Annotated in this window: 15 protein-coding genes; 4 read left to right on the top strand and 11 right to left on the bottom strand. The window is 59.8% G+C overall.

Translation table 11 applies throughout. The features are described from left to right. Positions 1-57: 57 nt before the first annotated feature. Positions 58-1,563, bottom strand: a complete 1,506-nt coding sequence (locus U9R80_RS12570; protein WP_301842327.1) for a 4-hydroxyphenylacetate 3-hydroxylase family protein — start codon at positions 1,561-1,563, stop codon at positions 58-60. 216 nt (positions 1,564-1,779) lie between these two features. On the opposite strand from U9R80_RS12570, the gene U9R80_RS12565 reads away from it, so the two are divergent. From U9R80_RS12565 to U9R80_RS12550, 4 genes are all read left to right on the top strand, one after another. Continuing rightward, complete coding sequence (locus U9R80_RS12565) at positions 1,780-2,310, top strand: flavin reductase family protein (RefSeq protein WP_301842326.1); 531 nt, start codon at positions 1,780-1,782, stop codon at positions 2,308-2,310. 5 nt (positions 2,311-2,315) lie between these two features. Further along, the gene (locus U9R80_RS12560) at positions 2,316-2,930 is read left to right on the top strand and encodes a DUF1028 domain-containing protein (RefSeq protein WP_301842325.1); all 615 of its coding nucleotides are present in this window, start codon (positions 2,316-2,318) and stop codon (positions 2,928-2,930) included. Between the two features lie 12 nt (positions 2,931-2,942). Then, positions 2,943-4,109 (top strand): acetylornithine deacetylase, encoded by a 1,167-nt coding sequence (gene argE / locus U9R80_RS12555; RefSeq protein ID WP_301842324.1) that lies wholly within the window; start codon positions 2,943-2,945, stop codon positions 4,107-4,109. Positions 4,110-4,318: 209 nt separating this feature from the next. Beyond that, positions 4,319-4,822, top strand: coding sequence for an HIT family protein (locus tag U9R80_RS12550; protein ID WP_301842323.1), 504 nt, complete (start codon positions 4,319-4,321; stop codon positions 4,820-4,822). A gap of 47 nt (positions 4,823-4,869) precedes the next feature. Here U9R80_RS12550 and U9R80_RS12545 read toward each other — a convergent pair whose 3' ends face one another. From U9R80_RS12545 to U9R80_RS12495, 10 genes are all read right to left on the bottom strand, one after another. Further along, positions 4,870-5,646, bottom strand: coding sequence for an avidin/streptavidin family protein (locus U9R80_RS12545; RefSeq protein ID WP_301842322.1), 777 nt, complete (start codon positions 5,644-5,646; stop codon positions 4,870-4,872). Positions 5,647-5,713: 67 nt separating this feature from the next. Then, entirely contained in the window at positions 5,714-6,934 is a 1,221-nt protein-coding gene (locus U9R80_RS12540) for an MFS transporter (RefSeq protein WP_324805078.1), read from the bottom strand. A 206-nt stretch (positions 6,935-7,140) separates the two neighbouring features. Then, on the bottom strand, positions 7,141-7,962 hold the full coding sequence (locus U9R80_RS12535) for an aspartate/glutamate racemase family protein (protein WP_301842321.1): 822 nt from the start codon (positions 7,960-7,962) through the stop codon (positions 7,141-7,143). A 20-nt stretch (positions 7,963-7,982) separates the two neighbouring features. Beyond that, on the bottom strand, positions 7,983-8,729 hold the full coding sequence (locus U9R80_RS12530; RefSeq protein WP_301842320.1) for a hypothetical protein: 747 nt from the start codon (positions 8,727-8,729) through the stop codon (positions 7,983-7,985). A gap of 200 nt (positions 8,730-8,929) precedes the next feature. Continuing rightward, positions 8,930-10,315: an aminopeptidase P family protein gene (locus U9R80_RS27315; RefSeq protein ID WP_367619277.1), complete on the bottom strand. Its 1,386-nt coding sequence runs from the start codon at positions 10,313-10,315 to the stop codon at positions 8,930-8,932. A gap of 27 nt (positions 10,316-10,342) precedes the next feature. Further along, positions 10,343-12,001: a hydantoinase B/oxoprolinase family protein gene (locus U9R80_RS12515; protein WP_301842319.1), complete on the bottom strand. Its 1,659-nt coding sequence runs from the start codon at positions 11,999-12,001 to the stop codon at positions 10,343-10,345. Between the two features lie 13 nt (positions 12,002-12,014). After that, on the bottom strand, positions 12,015-14,213 hold the full coding sequence (locus tag U9R80_RS12510) for a hydantoinase/oxoprolinase family protein (RefSeq protein WP_301842317.1): 2,199 nt from the start codon (positions 14,211-14,213) through the stop codon (positions 12,015-12,017). Positions 14,214-14,274: 61 nt separating this feature from the next. Next, entirely contained in the window at positions 14,275-16,962 is a 2,688-nt protein-coding gene (locus U9R80_RS12505) for a helix-turn-helix transcriptional regulator (RefSeq protein ID WP_324805072.1), read from the bottom strand. Between the two features lie 85 nt (positions 16,963-17,047). Then, positions 17,048-19,318, bottom strand: a complete 2,271-nt coding sequence (locus U9R80_RS12500; RefSeq protein ID WP_301842315.1) for a xanthine dehydrogenase family protein molybdopterin-binding subunit — start codon at positions 19,316-19,318, stop codon at positions 17,048-17,050. Then, positions 19,311-19,790, bottom strand: coding sequence for a (2Fe-2S)-binding protein (locus U9R80_RS12495; RefSeq protein WP_301842314.1), 480 nt, complete (start codon positions 19,788-19,790; stop codon positions 19,311-19,313). The genes U9R80_RS12500 and U9R80_RS12495 overlap by 8 nt, the downstream gene beginning before the upstream one ends. Positions 19,791-19,797 lie beyond the last annotated feature (7 nt).

The following is a 19,797-nucleotide window of genomic DNA, read 5'->3' as shown; positions in this document are numbered from 1 at the left end:
TGTCTTGCGAAGTTGCCTGACGCCGGAGGCGCAGTGGTTAGCCTTTGCAGCTGTCGATCACGACACCACGGCCGGACGTGCCGGTGCAGCCTGCGGCTTTGGTGCAACCGGCTTGCTACCCATGACACGATCGGACAAACCGGCCGATTTGCGCACAAAGTCCAGCGGACCATCCCAGTCGAAGTTGCGGTACACCGCCGCCAGGTGAGCGAAAGGTGGCGATTGAGCGAACAGCTGGAAGGTCAGTCGGTGGCCGGCGTAGTCGGAGTTCATCAGATCACGGGCAAATGCCAGCAATTTGCGCCGATCCTCCGCCACCCAGTCCTCGTTGATGGTGTAGTACTTGTCCAGCCACTTGCCGGCTTCCGGGTGAGCGAAGGTTGCAGCATCCGGGGTGACGCAGATCTGTCCGCCGCACAGTTCACGGGCGATATGAGTCATGTTGTGCAACTGCGATGTTGCCAACACACGACCGGTGTACAACAGCGACTGGTTAGGCATCAGCAGGCCACCCGGGCTCTTTTCAGCCAGGGCGATGGATGCGGTGAGGTGAGCGTTGATCCCCTCGCGGTAACAGGCCAACTGCGCCAGTTTTTCCTGAACGGCTTGCTGGTGTTCCAGACCGGTCTGGCGAGCGTTGAACAGTGCGGCGCCGATCAGCATGTCCGCCACTTTCAGGTTGCGCTGAACGAACGCGAACGCACTGTAGCGGTGAAGGGTCGAGCGAATGAAGGAAGCGGCCTTGGTGTTCTGGTAGAACAGCACGTTTTCCCACGGGATCAGCACGTTGTCGAAGATCACCAGGGCATCCACTTCATCGAAGCGGTTGGCCAGCGGATAGTCGTCGCTGCTGCCACGCCCAGTGAAGCCGCTACGGCAGATGAACTTCAGGTTCGGCGAGCCGAGGTCGCAGATGAAGCCGACCGCATAGTTCGACATCTCGGCATTGCCCCAGTTGGCAATCGTCGGCTTGGTGAACGCCTGGTTGGCATAGGCCGCAGCCGTTTCATACTTCGCACCGCGAACGATAATGCCGGCATCGGTTTCCTTGACCACATGCAAGAGCATGTCCGGGTCCTGATCCTGCGGGCGCTTGGAGCGGTCGCCTTTCGGGTCGGTGTTCGCTGAAACGTGGAAGGGGTCAGCGTAGAGCACTTTGTCGATGTGCCGGACGATGTTCGAGGCGAACTGTGGGTTGACCTCGTTCATCACATCCTGGCCGTCATACAGCGACCACATCTCACCGACGGTTTCGTCTCCAACGCGGGTAACCACGCCACCGATATCGTTGAGCACAGCATCGGTGGCGTTGCGCTTGTCCCACCAGTCTTGTTGGGTATGAGGCAACTTCAGGCCAACCGAGTGGGTTTCCCCCTGGTCGTCCTGATAGCTCATGACATTGCGGGTCGCCGCATCGTGCTGCATGTCATAGATCCGTGCCCGGACGTCCACCAGCGGCTTGAATGCCGGGTGAGAAGGTACGTCCTTGACACGTTCGCCGTTGATATAGACCTCGCGATCGTCTCGGATCGACTCGCGATATTGGTCACCTGTTCTGATCATGCTCGCTCCTAGTGTTTGTTGTTGAGGAACGGCCGCATTCTGCTCACAGGCTTGGTCTCTGCGAAATTCGCTTATTTCTTGGCCTGACCAAGAGAAAAACAGGCCTGCCCGGCGCACGTTATTTTCTTGCCTTGGCCCAAAAATTAACTGCTTTCGCCTGCACGATCCGCACTCTCAGAATGGGCTCACCTTCACCAAAACAAGAGGATCGCCCCGATGAGCATGACTGCGAGCAAGGCCCCTATCACTGAACCGACGCTGTCCACTCAAGACTTCATTGCTGCCATGGGCAGATGCGCCACGGGCGTGACCGTGATTGCCACCGACGGCACGGCTGGCCGTTTCGGCGTGACAGTCAGTGCCATGTGCTCTGTGTCTGCCGAACCTCCATTGCTGCTGGTGTGTGTCAATCGCAACAACCTGGCGAACGTTGCCATCCATCAGAATCGCTGCTTTTCAGTCAACATCATTGGTGAGCATCAACAGCAGGTCGCTCAGGTCTTTGCGGGCCAGGTGAAGGTTGAAAACGGTGATCGCTTCAGTTGCGCAAGCTGGGTCAATGAAGCCACGGGCGCGCCAGTGCTCGAAGACGCCCTGGCAAGCTTCGATTGTGTTGTGGAACAACAGCACGAACTGGGAACGCATACCGTGTTTGTAGGACGTGTACAGCGTGCCTCGAGCACAGACGGCAGCGCCGTTGCGTATTCCCAGCGCAGCTTCTGCTCGCTGGTAGCACGGCCTCTGTAACCATCATGGCGTTCTCGATTGCCGGGCGTTGTCCGGACACTGGCCAGTTGGGTATCGCAATCAGCGCCTCGACCATTGCAGTCGGTGCCCGCTGCCTGTGGTTACGGGCAGATGTGGGCGCGGTGGTGACTCAGCATGCGAGCCTGCCGGCCCTGGGCGCTCAGATCCTGAATCTGCTTTCAGCCAGCACCCTGCCGTCCAAGGCGATGGATGACGTGCTTGAGGCGAACGGCTGGAGCCAGTACCGACAGATCATCGTCATCGATGCCAAGGGTGCCACGGCCATGTTCAGCGGCGACCAGGTTCAAGGAGAACAGGGTGTACGGCGTGGCGTTCAGTGTGTCGTCGCTGGAAATCGCCTGGTACAGGCGGGTGTACTGTCAACAATGATCCAGGCCTTCGAGAATGCGCCGGGCGTGTTGGGCGATCGCCTGTTGGCGGCCCTGGATGCCGCCAGAAAAGCGGGTGGCGAGGTGGACGCAGAGCGGTCCGCCGCGTTGAAAATCGTCAGTGCTCAGTGCGCGCCCCTGATCGACCTGCGGGTAGATTGGGCCGAAGATCCCTTCGCGGCGCTCTACCGTCTCTGGCAAACCAACAATGAACACGAGTCGATTGGCTAGGGAGTACGAGCGATGAGTCAAATGTCCAGCCGCGCACTGCTGGAGAAACTGGTAGCGTTCCCCACGGTCAGCCGAGACTCGAACCTTGAGTTGATTCACTTCATTCGCGACTACCTGAGCGCACTGGGCGTCGACAGTGAGCTGCTGCATAACCAGGAAGGTAGCAAAGCGAATCTGCTCGCGAGTATCGGGCCACTTGAACGCAGCGGCATCGTGCTGTCGGGCCATACCGATGTGGTGCCGGTCGATGGACAGGCATGGTCGGTTGACCCGTTTCGACTCACAGAGCGCGAAGGCCGGCTCTATGGTCGCGGAACGGCCGATATGAAGGGCTTCATTGCCTGTGTATTGGCAGCAGTTCCAACGCTGTTGGCCCAGCCGTTACAAACGCCCGTGCATCTGGCGTTTTCTTATGATGAAGAGGTCGGTTGCCTCGGTGTTCACTCTTTGTTATCGCGATTGGCCAGCCGCCCTGTAAAGCCGCGTCTGTGTCTGATCGGTGAGCCCACGGAGCTTCGGCCAGTGCTTGGCCACAAGGGTAAGCTGGCGATGCGCTGCCAGGTTCGAGGGGCCGCCTGTCATTCGGCTTATGCGCCGTACGGAGTAAACGCGATCGAGTACGCTGCAAAACTGATCGGACGCCTGGGTGATATTGGCACGCGTCTGACCCAGGTACGCGACGAGCGTTTTGACCCGCCTTATTCGACGGTGCAGACCGGCGTCATTACAGGTGGTAGAGCATTGAATATTGTGCCGGCAGAGTGTCGCTTCGATTTCGAGATCCGTGCACTACCCGGTTTTGATGCACAAACGGTGGCCGACGAACTGAAACAGTTTGCAGCGTGCGAACTGGTGCCGAGAATGCGCAGCGTCGTTGCAGACACAGGCGTCGAATTCGAGCCACTGTCCAGCTATCCGGGGCTAGTCACCTCGGCGGACAGTTCAGCGGCGCGATTGATCGCTGAGCTCAGTGGATCCAGTGAGTTTTCAACGGTGGCCTTCGGTACTGAGGGAGGGCTCTTCGATCAGGTGGGCATCCCGACCGTTGTCTGTGGGCCAGGCAGTATGGATCAAGGACACAAGCCGGACGAGTTTGTCACGATCGAGCAGTTGCAGCGTTGCGATGAGCTATTGGCCAGGTTGGTTGTGCATGTGGCTTCACACGCGTCAGAGCAGTGATGCAAAGAGTGTTTGCCGTCCGTGCGTCGACAGTACATGTCAGCTGTGGCCGTTGATCTTTTAGGTCGTGCCGCAGCAATAGGCCTGGGCCGCCGATGCGGCCCTGTCCGTTAATTTTTCCGGCTCCTTTTGAGGGACAGAAATCGACCAAAAGCGGATATCGAGCCATCGCAATGCTACCCTGCGCCGGAACCACTCAAGGCCGCCCCATGGACATACCCTCTCGCTTCATCATCCATGAATCCAGGTATTGGGTTCTCAATCACCGCATAAACAGTGCATTGCCGGGCTACTTAATGCTCAGTGCCAAGCAGATGACCAACTCCCTGGCCGCGCTACCGACCGAAGCGCAAGCGGAGTTGGGTGTGTTGCAGGCGCGAGTCCAGAAAGCCATCGAAGATCACCTACAACCCAAACGCTTGTACATCGGCCGCTATGGGCATGATGCCGGTTACTCCATTCACTTCCATTTCATTCCGGTGTATGCCTGGGTAGAAGCCTTGTTCTGGGCAGACGAAAGGTACCGGCTGCTGCAAAACTTCGGCTCGATCGACAGTGCACGGCCGCAAACAGATGGCGCGGAACTGACGCTGTTTGTGTGGCGGGAGTTTTGTGAGCGCCCTGTACCGCCCCTGGTACAAGGCCCCTCCGTTGATCACGTTATTGCGACCCTGCGTAACGCTTTCGATTTTCAGCAGCCTGGGCTTCAGTGAAGCGGGCTTTAGATTCACTGATTGGCATCGCGCGAACGTTGGATGCGTCAGTCAGCGGTATGCCGGTTATAAACCGTCGATGCCACCTGAGTCTGGCAATACGTAGTACTGGGTGCAGTGGGTGCGCTGGTCATTTCCAACACACTGAGGCGGCCTGTCAACGTATCGAGCGTGCCCGACAGAGCGATCACTTGCGATGCTGCGGTAGCGGCGACCAAGGTAACGGACTGCAGTGGGAGGTCGACAGCTGACGCATGCAAATCGGTGAAACCGCTGATTTCATGAGTGCCGGATTGCGAAACAATGCTGCCCGAAACAAAGCCAAGCCTACTGTCGCGAACCGCGTCCACTCGCAACGTGAGACTGCCGTCAGCAGCCAACCACCTACCCGCCAGGGGATTTTCCGCAACTTCGCGGTAGCGATTGAGTTCCAGATCGACGACTTGGGCCGGCACTCGTTTGTACGTCAGTTTATCGAGGTAGGTCCCCGCGCCTGCCACCCTCGGAAGATCGCTTGAAGCCACCAGAGCGTGCGCCAATACCATAACTTCCTGGCCATCTTGATAACTGATCTGGCCGCACAAGCCAGAACTCCAATGCCAGCTTGGGTCAGCGAGTGCCTCATCGAATGCATGCCAGGAAATAGCCAATGCCAATGGCTGCCCCTGTAATGATGTCGCGGCCTCTATGGCCTGCACACCGAACACTTCATAAGTACCGACTGAGCCAGTCGACGATTGGTACACGCCCCTTAATCTATTGTCTTCAATCACTAGGGTCATGATCGAGCCGTATTCGTTTACCCAGGTACCTACTGCAGACATGCATTTCTCCTTGAGTCTGAAGTGTCGCTGCCGTGGGCAGCGACCCGTGGACGTGCTCACTGCGACATCAATGCAACCGCTCACCCTCGGTCTCGGGTATCAACAGCGCCAGCAATACACTCGCCAGCATGAAACCGTTGATCAGAGTGGTGGTCATGTTGAATGAGGTACCGAGGGCCACCAGCACCCCGATCAGACTCGGCGCCAGAATGTTAGCCACCCGCTGAGAGAACACTGCCCAGCTGTAGCCCAGCAGGCGCAAGCGCGTGGGATACAGTTCACCGACCCAGGTGTCCCACACCCCCCAGGCACCCATGCTGAAAAACGCCAGGGCAAAATTACTGAGATAGAGCATTTCCAGCGTTTGCGCGTTGGCGAAGCCGTACCCCGCCAGTACCGCCGCGCCGATGAAAGACACCACGACCTGTTTGCGCCCCAGACGGCTGGTGAGGTACGACGCCACCATGTAGCCAGGGATCATGCACAACGCCGAGAAGGCGATGAACCCATAGCTTTGCGGCAAACTCAAACCGCGCTGCTGAAGCAATGTCGGCAACCACGTCTGCAGCCCCCAATAACCCCAGGAAAAAGTGAAGTTGACCGCGATCTGCAGCAGGCTGATTTTGCCCATTCCCGCAGAAAATATTTCGCGATGGGTGCCCCGCAATGTTTTTTCAACCAGCAGCTCATACCCCTTGGGTAGCTGGACCGCCCCCCGACTCAGCCGGGCGATGACCGCGCGCGCCTCGGACTGACGGCCAACCGATGCCAGCCAGTAGGGCGACTCCGGTACCCAATAGGCGACAGCAATGGCCCAAAGGCTGCCCAACGAACTGACGGCAATAATGGTGCGCCAGCCCAACGGCATCAGCCACACGGTCGCGCCCAGTGCCAGCAGCACTCCAATCGGCCAGCCCGAGGCCAGATACACCGTACAGGCACCGCGCACTTTCACGGGCAACAGCTCTTCAAAATGTGCAAAGGTCACCACCAGCATACCGACGGCCGCGACCCCACTGAGCAGGCGCAGCAGATAGAACACCGGGTAATTGGGTGCGAAGGCACTCAGCAGCGAAATGGCGCCATACACCACCATACTCAAGATAATCGAGCGCTTGCGCCCGAGCCGCTCGGACAGCTTGCCCCATACCAGCGAGCCAATAAGCATGCCGACAAAAATAGCCCCGATCAGGTTGCCGATCGCCAGTGAGTGAAGTTGAAAATCCTTGCCAATCAAAGGGGCTGTATAGACGATGATCATCATCTCCCAGGCTTCGATGGCGAACACAAAGAACAATCCCAGACAGCTTTTCAGGTGTTCCCGGGTCAACGGGAAATTCTCGAACACCTGGCCAACGGACATCCCCCGTTGCGGGTCGCGGTCGGGTGTGGCGGTGGCTTCTTTAGCAATGGCTGACAATAGTTGGCTCATGAACGGTCATCCTAAAAAGTGGCAGAGCCGACAACTGGCCAGGCTCTGCACACGGTAGTGGGTCAGGCCTTGACGCGGTTGCCGATGGGCACGGGGCTTTGGAACAAACCGAACGCTTCAATCTCGGCTTCCGGCGGCGGCTCACAGCTACCCACCCGGCTCGGCGCCCAACCAAATCGGCGTTTCATCCCAGCCAGCGACTCAGCGACCTTGAACGCTGCCACCACCGGATCGATGACCGGAACGCCAATCTCTGCTTGCACCTGCTCGAAGAAGCCAAACTCGATGGTGCACCCCAGGATGATGGCTTCGGCACCGTCCTCTTCGACCGCGCGCCTGGCCTGCTCGATAATGCGCCGACGAGTCAGCGCGTGGTCACGCTGGAACTCATCGACGCCCATCCCCAGCGGGCGCATCGAAGCCAGCCGGTCACCAGCGCCACAGGCCCGAACGCGTGCACTCATCTGCTCGATCCACTTGTTGCGCCCGACGATGATCGAGTAGCGATTAGCCAGATTGGCCGCCACCTGCAGGCTCGCCTGGCACGGGCCGACAACAACGGTTTGGCCTGAGATCTCGCGAGCGTCATCGAGGACCGGATCGTAGAAACAGCCCAGCACCAGGGCGTCGACGTTGTGCTCGGCACAGTCTCTGGCAATACGCACGCTGCGCTCATAGATCAACGCTTCGTAACTGCGATACTCCAAGTGTGTCGGGCTGGGGTGCATCTCCAAGGAGATCACCTCGACCTGGGTGGACGGCTGTTTGATCGAGCGCAGCAACTGCGCAATGGGTTCATCGAACGTGGCATTACCGATGGGGTTCAGCCAGCGCACGGAAACCGGGACATCCTGCGGCTCGGCGGAGGTCAAGAATTTGCTCATTTGATAGATTCCTTCAGAGGCTAGAAGCTCTTGACCAATGCCATGGTCAGTGAGTTGGAGTACGGCAAGTTGTCGGTGTGGTAGTAATCGAAGTTCAGGTTGGCCGAGACAAAAACCCCCTGTTTGGCCCAGCCGGTGTAAGTCATGGAAGGGCCAACCTTGCCTTCTCGCGACTCTTCAAAATCCGAGGCCGAGCGGTTGTTGATGTTGTAGACATGGTGCACGCCAAGCCACAGATTGTCGGTGACCAGGTAGCCCGCAGCGATATCGGCCACCCATAGGCTCACCCCACCGCGCAGGTGTTTAGGGTCGCCCTCACCGAAGTCCATGGCGTTACGGTTTTTCTCTGCGTAGTAGATGCCGACCGGCGTGAAGGTGACGCCGAACTTTCCGACCTGCAAATAGTTGGCAATGCTCAAGCTGTAGGCGTAACGGTTGTAGCCGGCACCGTAGCCCTCGGTGTCATGGTTACCGTTAGGGAACTCGATCATCAGGGTCGGACTGGTCCAGAACGTCACATAATCCGGCGACCCCCAAGGTGCAGACGGCTCTACGACGTTGTAGTAGTACTCGATGCCGATATTGGGGGCGGCAATGTCCCAACCACTCTTGCCACCACCGGCGTCGGTATCGGTGTAGCCGGGTATGGCGCCTACCCAGAATTCCCACTGGTCCCGTTGCGTGCCGGTCAACCCGGTTTCGGTGAAGTAAGCCAGCACGGTGTTGGAGGACGCGCGCAGATCGCCTTCGGCTGTGCGATTTATCACCGGAAATGACTCGAGCGCCCACGAGCCGGGAACACCTGGCTGGGCGAAACCGATGAATTGATCGGCGTACACCGGAGTAATCAGGCTAAACGTCAGGCCGAGCGGAGCCAGCGCGCCTAAGCACGACAAATTGCAAAGTCTCATCACTTCTTCTCTTGTTGTTGTTCTTGTAATGGGCGGCCGTGCCCGGCCGCCTTCACTTACGACATGGCAGCTTCGATATCGTCCGCCTGTTTGGGTGTTTGCGGCCCCAGCACCTTGGCCGAGCTTGCACCGACCGTGACCACGTCCTCGACGCGCATGCCACCAAAACCGCAATAGGCCTTGAACTGTTCAAAACAGATCAGTCCTGAATGACGCTTTTCTGCCTGCCACTGCTCAATCAAGCCCGGGATGAAGTAGATCCCGGGTTCCACCGTCAGCACCATGCCCGCCTGCAAGCGCTTGCCCATACGCAGGTTGCACAGGCCGAAGAGACTGCTGCGCGAAACCTCCTTGTCGTAGCCCACGCAGTCTTCGCCCAAGGCTTCCATGTCATGGACATCCAATCCCAGTTGATGCCCCAGGCCATGGGGGAAGCACAGGGCGTAAGCGCCCGACTCCACCACCTGCGCAGCATCACCCTTGAAGAACCCCAGCTCGGTCATGCCCTCGACCATGCGCAGCGCTGCCAACCGGTGCACCTCTGCAAATGCAACCCCCGGGCGCATCGTCGCGATGGCATCTTCCTGGACCCGCACCAGCAGTCCATACAGCTCGCGCTGGTGCGGGAGGAACCGCCCACTCACCGGCAGCGTGCGGGTTACATCGCTGGCATAACCCAGCACGCTGGATGCCCCCGCATCGTTCACCACCAGGTCGCCCGCCTGCAGGCGGTTGCCGTACTCAAGGTTATGCAGAATCTCGCCACGGCGGGTGAACACGGGTTGATAGGCTTCCTGCAAGCCGTGATGTCCCAGCACTTCACGCATTGCCGCAACGACATCACGTTCCAAAACCCCTGGGCGGGTCGCTCTCATTGCGGCCAGATGCATTTCATTGGCCACCACCAGGGCACGATCAATCTGCTCGATTTCACCGGCGTCCTTGATTTCACGCAGCCCAACCACCGCAGCGATCAACCTTGGGGATGCGTACTCGGCAACCTTGTCCGGCGAAAGCCCAAGCAACCGAGCCAGCAATACAGTGGTTTCAGCACGATAAGGCGGCAGGTAATGAACGTTGCGCCCTTGTTTGAGTGCCTTGACGACAACCGCCTGCAAGTGGGCCGACGGTTGCAGCGTGTTACAACCAGCCGCCGCACAGTGCTGGGCCAGGGAGACTCCATTGCCCACCCAGATGCTGTCGTCAAGACTGACTTCATCAGCAAAAACGCTTTCGCTTCCGTCATCAAGGTCGATGACCGCATTGAGCCCTGGCCTGCTGACGCCGAAAAAGTAGGCAAAGCTGCTGTCCTGGCGAAAGGGATAGACGTTATGAGCGAAGTTGATTGGCGAATCGAGGTTGCCTGGGAGCAACACGAGGCCATTCGTCAATCGCTCGCGCAACGCTTGCCGACGCTGTATGTAGGTGTTTTTTGAAAACATGCCATAGGTCTCCCGACACAAGCCTGTTCAAACCCGCACGCCATAAACGGCACTGGCTGTCTGGGCGGTGAGGTAGCCGTTCTTCAGATCGTCCATAACCGCTTCGCGGCTGCGCAGCGCTGGATCGCCATAGCCCCCGCCTGCCCCAGTGCGGACACGAACAATGTCGCCTGCACTCAACACCACCCCACTGGCCATCGCGTGACGTTCGCTGAGGCCGTCTTTGCGGATCACTTCGATGTAGTTCGGCGAACCGTCCGCGCCCCCTTCCAGCCCCCACGGGGCGACAACGGAGCGGGTGTAACCACAGGTGAGGAAAGTCCCCTCCGAGCGCACCCGGTAATCAATGCGGATACCCTGGCCGCCTCGGTACTGGCCATGCCCTCCCGGCTCATCGTTGAGGGCCATGCACTCGACATACAGGCCGTAGCGCGCTTCGCAGACTTCTACCGGGCAGTTATAGGTTTCACCGTGCAGGCCCGAATAGACGGCATTGTTACCATCACGCCCCTGCTCCGCCCCCCACCCGCCAATCTCCGGTTCAACCAGGGTGAACAGGCGTCCAGTGTCGGGGTGCACGCCGCCAATAATGGTCGCGCAAACCGATGCGAAGTTACCCGCCGGCAAGCGTTCAGGCATCTGCCGGGCCAGGCAGCGCAGAATCAGGTCATGTACGCGGATCAGGTTCTCGAAGTAAAAGCCTTCGGCGGCAGGGGCCTGGGCATCGAACAGCGAACCTGGCCGGGTCAACACCTGCAGAGGGCGGAACGTGCCACCGTTGGTCACGCCCTGCGGTGCCGTGACCGCCTTGAAGGCCATTTGCGCCGCAACTACAGTGCCATCGCGGCTCAGGTTAGTAGGGCCAACCGCCTGCGCAGGGTTGTCCCGCAGATCGACGATCATCTGCGTCTCAGTGATTTCCACCACAACCTTGAACACCTGGCCGTCATCCTGGACCTCTTCCATACTGAACCGGCCACGCGGCGCGTCCTGCAATGCCCTGAGCGAGACCTTCTCACCCAGTGTCATGAAGTCCTCGACCGCGCTGAGGAACAACTGTGTGCCGTACTTTTTGCTCAACTCGACAATCCGTGCAGCACCACCACGCGCTGCCGCGATGGCCGCCCACAGATCGCCTTCCATAAAGTCGGGCATGCGCGTGTTGGCCCGCAGAATCTGCAGGACTGATCGGATCGGTTGTCCTTTGCCAATCAGTTTTACCGAGGCCAGGCGCAAGCCCTCCTGGAAAATCTCCGTTGCCTCGGTGGACAAAGAACCCGGCACCATGCCGCCGACATCGTTCCAATGCGCGATGTTCGCAGTCCAGGCAATGATCCGGCCGTCGGCGAATACCGGCATTGCCAGCACGACATCGTTCAGGTGGGTGACCCCACCGCTGTGGGGATCGTTGGTGATAAAGACATCACCGTCCTCGATATCACCTGGCTCGGCGTGCTCGTTGAGGATCTGCCGCACCGCTTTGTCGAGCACCCCGACAAAGGCCGGAATGCCGGCGCCGGAACTGGCGATGTTGCCCTGTGCATCGGTGATGCCGGTGCCCATGTCGAGCACTTCGTAGATCACCGGACTCATGGCCGCCTTACGCATTGCCGCAAACATCTCATCGGCAATTGCCTGGAGCGAGTTCTGGATGATTTCAAGGGTAAAAATATCAACGCTGCTCATCGCCCTGCTCCCGTTAGTTGCCGATCAAGATGTGGATGTTGCCGAGGTTGTCTACGCGCACGCTGTTGTGTGGATGCACCACAATCGTCGTCCCCGCGTCCTCGATCACTGCCGGGCCGTCAAAGGTCATGCCCGGTTCCAGTTTGGCGTTGTCATAGATGCACGCTTCATGGCGGCCTTCCAATGCATAGTCCACCAGGCGTCGACCTTTGAGGGCTGCCGTGAGCGTCGCTCCGGTTACCGGCAGCTCATCCAGATCAAGCTTGCCAATCTGGGCTACAGCGACGATATGGAACCCGACAATTTCCAACGGCGCATCCAGGCGGTAGCTGTAGTGCTGTTCGTACAGCTCATGGAAGCGTTGGGCAATTTCCTCCCAGTGCAGCGCGACCCGTTCATGGGCCAGCAATGGCACTTCGACTGAGTGCTCCTGATTCTGGTAGCGCAATTTGCAGTGAACCGAGAGTTCGACCTGGTCCGCCTCAACCGCTTGCTCTTCAAATTGTTCACGCGCCGTCAGTAGCAACTGGTCAAGGAATCCTTGAGCGTGCGCCAAAGCACCTTCACGATTGCATTCAAAGAAGCGGTTGACGAACATGTCCCGACGCAAATCCGACATGGTCATGCCCCACGCAGAGAAAACCGGGGCACCACGCGGGATGATCACTTTCTTCACGCCCAGTTCCTGACCGAGCGCCACAGCGTGCATGGCACCACCGCCACCAAAGGCGATCAGGGTGAACTCGCGTGGGTCATAGCCGCGGTTGAGGGACACCAGTTTCAAGGCATTGACCATGTTGTCGTTGGCGATGCGCACGATGCCACGGGCGATTTCGACGCTCGATAAACCCAGTTCTTCGCCCAACAAGCCGAGCGCACGCTCCACCGCTGGCATGTCAGCTTGCAGCTCACCACCGCAGAAGTAGTCCTTGTTGATCCGTCCCAACACCAGGTTGGCGTCGGTAGTGGTGGCGCGTGTGCCGCCATTGCCATAAGCGGCCGGGCCGGGCTGCGCGCCTGCCGATTGCGGGCCGACGTGCAGTTTGTCGAATTCGTCTACCCAGGCGATCGAACCACCGCCGTTGCCGATTTCGACCAGGTCCACCACGGGAACCATGATGGGATAACCGGCGCTGACGCGATCGCGCTCGATCCAGTAGTCGGTTTTGATCGTTACCTGGCCATCGCGGATCAGGGAGCACTTGGCCGTTGTGCCGCCAATGTCCAAGGCAAGCAAGTTGGGTTCATTAATCAGTCGACCCAGTTCGGCTGCAGCCCAAAAGCCACTGGCCGGGCCGGATTCAACCATGGTGATAGGTGTTTCACGGGCGTGCGCCACCGTGTCGACACCACAATTCGATTGCATGACGTACAGCGGTGCCGTGTAACCTGCGACCCGCAAGCCACGCTCAAGGTCACTCAGGTAACGCGCGGCGATAGGCTGCACGTACGCCGACAGTACGGTAGTGCTGGTCCGCTCATACTCTCGCCATTCGCGGGTGATCTGGTGCGAAGCCACGACCGAGACTTCAGGCCAAAGACGCCGCACTTCAGCCAGCACTGCCAGTTCGTGATCGGGGTTCGCATACGCATGCAGAAGGCACACCGCGACCGCCTCGACTTCCTCGCGGCGAAAATCTTCAAGCAGTTGGACAAGCCCGCTCAAATCCAGCGGCTCGCGTTCCTGCCCGTCACAATGCATGCGACCAGCAATTTCGCGACGCAGGTGACGCGGGACAAAAGGCTGAGGTTTTACCCACTTCAGATTGAAGAAATCCGGCCGGTTGGCGCGGGCTATTTCCAGGATGTCGCGAAAGCCTTGGGTGGTGATCAAGCCGGTGCGTACACCGCGACGCTCGGTCAAGGCATTGATGACGACGGTGGTGCCATGGGCAAGGAAATCCACCTCGTCCAGGCGCACATCCGCCTTGTTCAGCACATTGAGAATGCCCTGCTCAAAGTTGGGTGGCGTAGTGTCTGATTTTGCCGTGCGGATCGTCTGCCGGCCACTGACCGGATCTGTCTCGAAATAGACCAGATCGGTAAAAGTTCCCCCGACGTCGGTCGCTACGCGCACGGTTTTGCCGTTCATACCCACAGTGCATCTCCTAGCATGATTGTTTTTGTTGGCAACAGGAGCTTCAAATCCTTGCCGCTTGGGCAATGAATCGCTGTTCCAATCGATGCTAAGAACCCTGAAGGCCGGCTTCAATGTTGCCGGAGGGTAGGTATTGGACCCGCCACGAGGTTACCTACCCGTATGGGTAGGCGGGTCACCTGCGGGCGTCGAGCAGGCCTTCGCGCAGGGCGGTACTGATTGCCGCTGAACGGTTTTCGACCTCAAGTTTGCGGAAAATCTGCTTGAGGTGGAACTTGACGGTATTTTCAGAAATATCCAATGCCAGCGCGATGGCCTTGTTGGACTGACCGTCCGCCAACAACGCCAGCAACTGCATCTCCTTGGCACTGAGGTGAGCCCGCGGACGTACCGGGTGGGCCCGCCAACCGCGCAAGCGGGTGATCACCGTCGACATGCCAGCGACTGCTTCAGGCAACCCGTCCAGCATCGGCAGTATTGCCGGCCCCACCTCCAGCAGCAGCCCCATCAAGCCCTGGCGTACAACGGGCATTAGCGTGGTACGCACTTCTTCACTGTCCACGTCGCCACGGAGCTTGTAGCGGGCCAGCATCGCCATGATGCGCAGGCGCCACACTGGCAGCAGCAGGCCCTTTTCCTGCAACGCCTCTATGTCACGCTGCAAACGTGCAAGCGCGGCAGCCGAAGCACCACTGGCCAACATCAAGCGCGCGAGAGCCAAACCGACTGCCTCGCGATTACGCCAATCCAGTTCGTCGGCTGACTGGGTGTCGAATCCATGCAATTGCAGTTCCTGGCGGGCCTGGGAAACCAGGCCCGATTGCACCAGCAAGTCGATCCGCCAGGCGTGAACCAGGCGCACCAGCCGATCCAGCTGTCTTTCATTGGCAATTCGTGCCAGCTTTTCCAGTTCGGCCAGTGCCGGCTGCACACCCAGCGCGCGCAGGGCTGTACGCCAGGAAACTTCGGCGGTAGCGGCGAACACGTCGAGCCAGCCATCGGTATGTTCAAGCGAGTCCCAGCCTTCGCGTATCCACGGTTGCGCCTCGGCCCACGCACCTTGCCAATACAGGTGTTGGGCCTTGAAGCAGCCAACCACCGCCTTGAGCGAACTTTCACTGCCGAAGTTTTCCTGTGCCATGGCCAGGGCCTCGTCAATCAGTTGCCCCGCGTCGGTCACCTCTCCGGTCAGCGCCAAGGCTTGCGCTTCATGAATCAGGCAATAATTCTCGCCCAGCGGGCTTGCCACCATCTGCATCTGTAACCGCGCCGCACGGGCCCTGCGCAGGGCCTGGGGGAGATTGCCATGTGCCAGACAACTCATCGCCCCCACGCATTGCAACGTCGCCAAAGACAGCGCACTTCCAGACCAGCCTGCGGCGTCCAGCCCTCCCTGCTCATCCACGAACTGGTCGAAATAGGTATGGGCCAACGCCTGGATAACCGCGAAATCACGCTCAAGACGCTCGTCCCCCCCCACGGCAACCTGGGCCAGACGCAACAGTTCAGTCGACAGTTCCCGGTTACCCAGCTTGGCGTGGAGATACGCCTGCATCAACAACAGATCCGGTTCACTGCTACGCGCTTGCTCATCGAACTGTTGCAACAGGCTTTGCGCGTAACTTATGCCCTTGCGCAACACCAACTCCCAGCCGCCGGCGCGCACTACCAGATTGACCGCCAGCACGGTATCTCTGGCACGCAATGCGTGGGAGACAGCTAACACCCAGTCAGTTTGCACAGCCAGCCACTGCGCCGCGGCCTGGTGAATGCGCCGTGCTCGCGCGCCGTCCAGCCGCGGCCGCAGGAAGTCGGCCAACAGCATGTGGTATCGAAACCAGCTGCGACTGGAGTCCAGGGGCACTACCAAGGCATCGAATGCGGACAGTTGTGCCAGAAGCTCGGCACTGTCCTCCCGCCCCCGGACAACATCGGCCAATTCAGCGTTGAAGCGCTCCAGCAATGACGTGTCCAGGAGAAAGGCGCGACATTCCTCAGGCAGGTTTTCAAAGATTTGCTCGGTCAAATATTCTGCGACGTCAGCCACACGACCAGAGAACGACTGCAGGCCATACAATGAACCATTGGCCCCAGCGAGCCAGTGGTGTGCCAGTTGCACAGCCACAGCCCAGCCTTCTGTCTTCTGGTGCAGGCTGGCCAGTGCCGCTTCACCCAGTTCTGCACCGAATATGTGCGCCGCTTCAGTTTGAGACAACGTCAGGTCGCCGGCACCCAGTTCATGGACCAAACCTTGCGACTTCAGCCGTGCCAGCGGCCACGCGGGACGCGTGCGGCTGGCGACGACAAGACGCAGCCATTGACTGCCCCGCTCCAGCAACGTCAACACCACCTCATCGACTGCACTGTTGGCCGCCCGATGATAGTCATCCATCATCAGCGTCACCCGGCGTCCATCGCGAGCAAGTATCTGCAACAACGCAGCTACTGTGCGCTGAGGGCGAACATCGAGAGCCTGCGACTGCGCCAGTGCCGCCAGGCCACCGACGTCAAAGCCTGCCGCCTGCAGCGCCCAGATCAAATAAGCAAGAAAACGGTTTGCCTCGGCATCGGCTTCGTCCAGCGACAACCAGGCCGTCGGCGAGGTCGAGTGCTGTTGCAAGAGGTAAGCCCGCCACTGCGCCAACAAGGTCGTCTTGCCAAAGCCCGGTGCAGAGACGATAAGCGTCAAGGGCTTGTGCTGGTTACGTTCTAACGCTGCCAGTAAACCCTTGCGATTCACCGCCTCCAGTTGGGCTTGGGGCGGCGCAAGCTTTCCCATCCACATCCAGGCACTATGGAACTCTGAGTCGTTCATGCTGCAAAGCCGAGTCGAATTTGACTGTGAAGATGTTGAATGCCTCAATCAAAGTCAAGCGACACCCAGGCACTGCAGAGCCCCACAAACACGAGGGCGGACTCCAGTCAACGACGTGGAGCCCCCCCTGTGATCACACCAACTTAAACGGCGTCTCCCTCAACCGCTCCCCCGTTGCCGCAAAGATCGCATTACCAATCGCCGGCACCACCAATGGGTTGGACAGCTCGCCTATCCCGCCCGGTTGCCGTCCGGATGGCGGCATCAGTTCGATAACCACCTCCGGCGCCTCGTTCATTCGCAACACCGGGTAATCGTGGAAGTTGCTCTCCCGCACCACGCCGTTCTCGATATTCACCTTGTTGTACAGCGCGGTCGAAACGCCCCAGTAGATGCCTCCGGCCAACTGCTGGCGCACTGCGCTCGGGTCGACCGCGACACCACAATCCACCACGCAGGTGATTTTCTCGACCGCGATGGCCGCACCGCTCACCCGCACTTGCGCGACGATGGCGATGAAGCTCTTGTAGCCTTCGTAAACCGCCACACCCAGCCCCCGCCCTGGTGCTTTGCCCTCTCGCCGTGCCTCTGGCTTCCACCCGGCAAGTTCGGTCGCGCGGTCCATCACTGCCCTCAACTCGGGCCGACGCGTGAGCAGCCGGCGGCGGAACGCCAACGGGTCCTGGCCCGCCGCGTGGGCGGCCTCGTCGACCAGGCTTTCGATCGCAAAGATGTTCGGCACATAGCTGACCGCGCGCCACCACCAGGTAGGGAAGCCGGTTTCATGCCGCACCCACGCCAGGTCCAGCGCGGGCACGTCGTAGTAGAAGTCACTGCGCATGCCCTCCGTGCAGCTAGGGTCGACAGGGACTTTTTCGAGGAAGCCCGGATCGTCCGGTTCCTTGATCGAGGGCACCACCGCGCGCAGGCTGAAGCCTTGCACCTGGCCGCCGGCATCGAGGGCAAGCCGGGCTTTGTGTACGCTGGCGGTCTGGTAGTACAGCCCTCGAATATCGTCTTCACGGCTGTACAGCAACTTGACCGGTTTGCCGACACGGTGGGCGATATAGGTCGCTTCGAGAATGGGATGCAGCCCCTCGCGCGCACCGAAACTGCCGCCGGCCTCGGTCAAGTGGATGCGTACCTGGTCGCGGGACATCCCGGTAATCGTTTCCGCTGCCTGCGCACAGCGTGAAGGCACCTGGATGCCCCCCCAGTATTCGACCGAATCCGCCTTGACCCAGACCACCACGCTGAGTGGCTCCATTTGCGCGTGAGCCTTGTAAGGCATGCTGTAGACCGCTTCGACCACCCGCGCCGCGTCGTTGAAGGCGTCGTCGGCATTACCGGTCACGTTCGACTTTTGGCCAGGCTCGTCGACGCGCTTGGCCATGTCACGCAGCGCATCCGCGGAATTGAAGCCGGCAAAGTCGCTTTGCGTCCACTCCACGACCAGCGCCTGGCGAGCGCGCTGGGCGGCCCAGAACGTGTCCGCGACAATCGCCACCCCGGCCTGGTTGGCGCCGTTGAGTACCGGCATCGCCGGCATTCCAGGACGAAAATGCGCGATCTGCTTGGGGATCTGTGTGGCAAACACATCATGGATGCCCGGCAATGCCTTGACCTGGTCGATATTGATCGACTTGATGCCGGCATGCACCACCGGCGCATGTACGACGATGGCCGTCAGCATGCCTGGCAATTTGACGTCGATGGCGTATTGCGCGTGCCCGGTCAGCTTGTCGGCAACCCGGTAACTCGGGCGCTCCTTGCCGATCAGCACAAATTCCTCGGGGCGTTTGAGCGTGACCGTGCCGGGCAGCGGCTGCCGGCCGGCGTCCTGTGCCAGCGCGCCGTAAGAGATCTCCCGGCCTGTAGCGGGATGCAGCACTTTGCTCTGTGACGTTCTGCATTCGCCCACATCCACCGACCAGCGCTGCGCCGCTTCTGCAATCAGCATGGCCCGAGCCGTCGCGCCGGCCTGGCGCAGCGTGTTCCACTCCAGCGAAACGCTGGTGCTGCCGCCCGTCGCATGCATCCCCCACAACGGGTGAACATACACCTTGGCCAGCGGATCGTCCGGCTGGATGACCTTGACGTGCGCCCAATCGGCATCCAGCTCTTCGGCGAGCATCAGGCCCAACGCATTCTTGACCCCGGTGCCGCTGTCGTATTTGTGAACCACCAGGAGAATCTGGTTTTCCGGGGTGATCCTGACCCAGGCATTGGGTGCGAACTGGCTGGCGGTACCGTCGGTGGCCGGTGCAGCCTGCGCGGACGACACGGCGATACCGTTGCCGTGAATTTCCAGCAGCAAACCACCCGCAATGATCATGCTGCCTTGCAGGAAGCGCCGACGACTCGGGGTGGCGCCCTGGTACTGCTCGCGCTCTGACTCACCCATGACGTGCCCCCTGTTCTTTGAGTGAATGAGCGGCACGGTGAATGGCCTTGCGAATACGGTCGTACGTACCACACCGGCATAGGTTCCCGGCCATGGCCACATCAATATCGCGGTCCGTCGGGCTGTGATTGCTGCCCAGCAATGCCGCCGCCGACATCAGTTGCCCGGACTGGCAGTAGCCACACTGCGGCACGTTCTCGGCTTGCCAGGCCTGTTGCAGGTAGCTCAATGCATCCGGCGAACCCAGGCCTTCGATGGTCGTGATGTGCTCATTACCAATGGCGGCGAGCGGCAACTGACAGGAACGTACCGGCGTGTTGTCCAGATGCACTGTGCAGGCGCCGCACACCCCCATGCCGCAGCCGAATTTGGTACCCGTGAGGTTCAAGTCGTCGCGCAATACCCAGAGCAGCGGTGTATCGTCCTGAGCCGTGGTTGTGCGGTCAGTGCCGTTAACCTTTAGCGTTCTCATGTCTTCT

The sequence above is a fragment of the Pseudomonas sp. JQ170C genome (assembly GCF_035581345.1).
Lineage (GTDB): Bacteria > Pseudomonadota > Gammaproteobacteria > Pseudomonadales > Pseudomonadaceae > Aquipseudomonas.
Note: the sequence above shows the minus strand (reverse complement) of the source record. Positions and strands in the feature narration are given on the sequence as shown.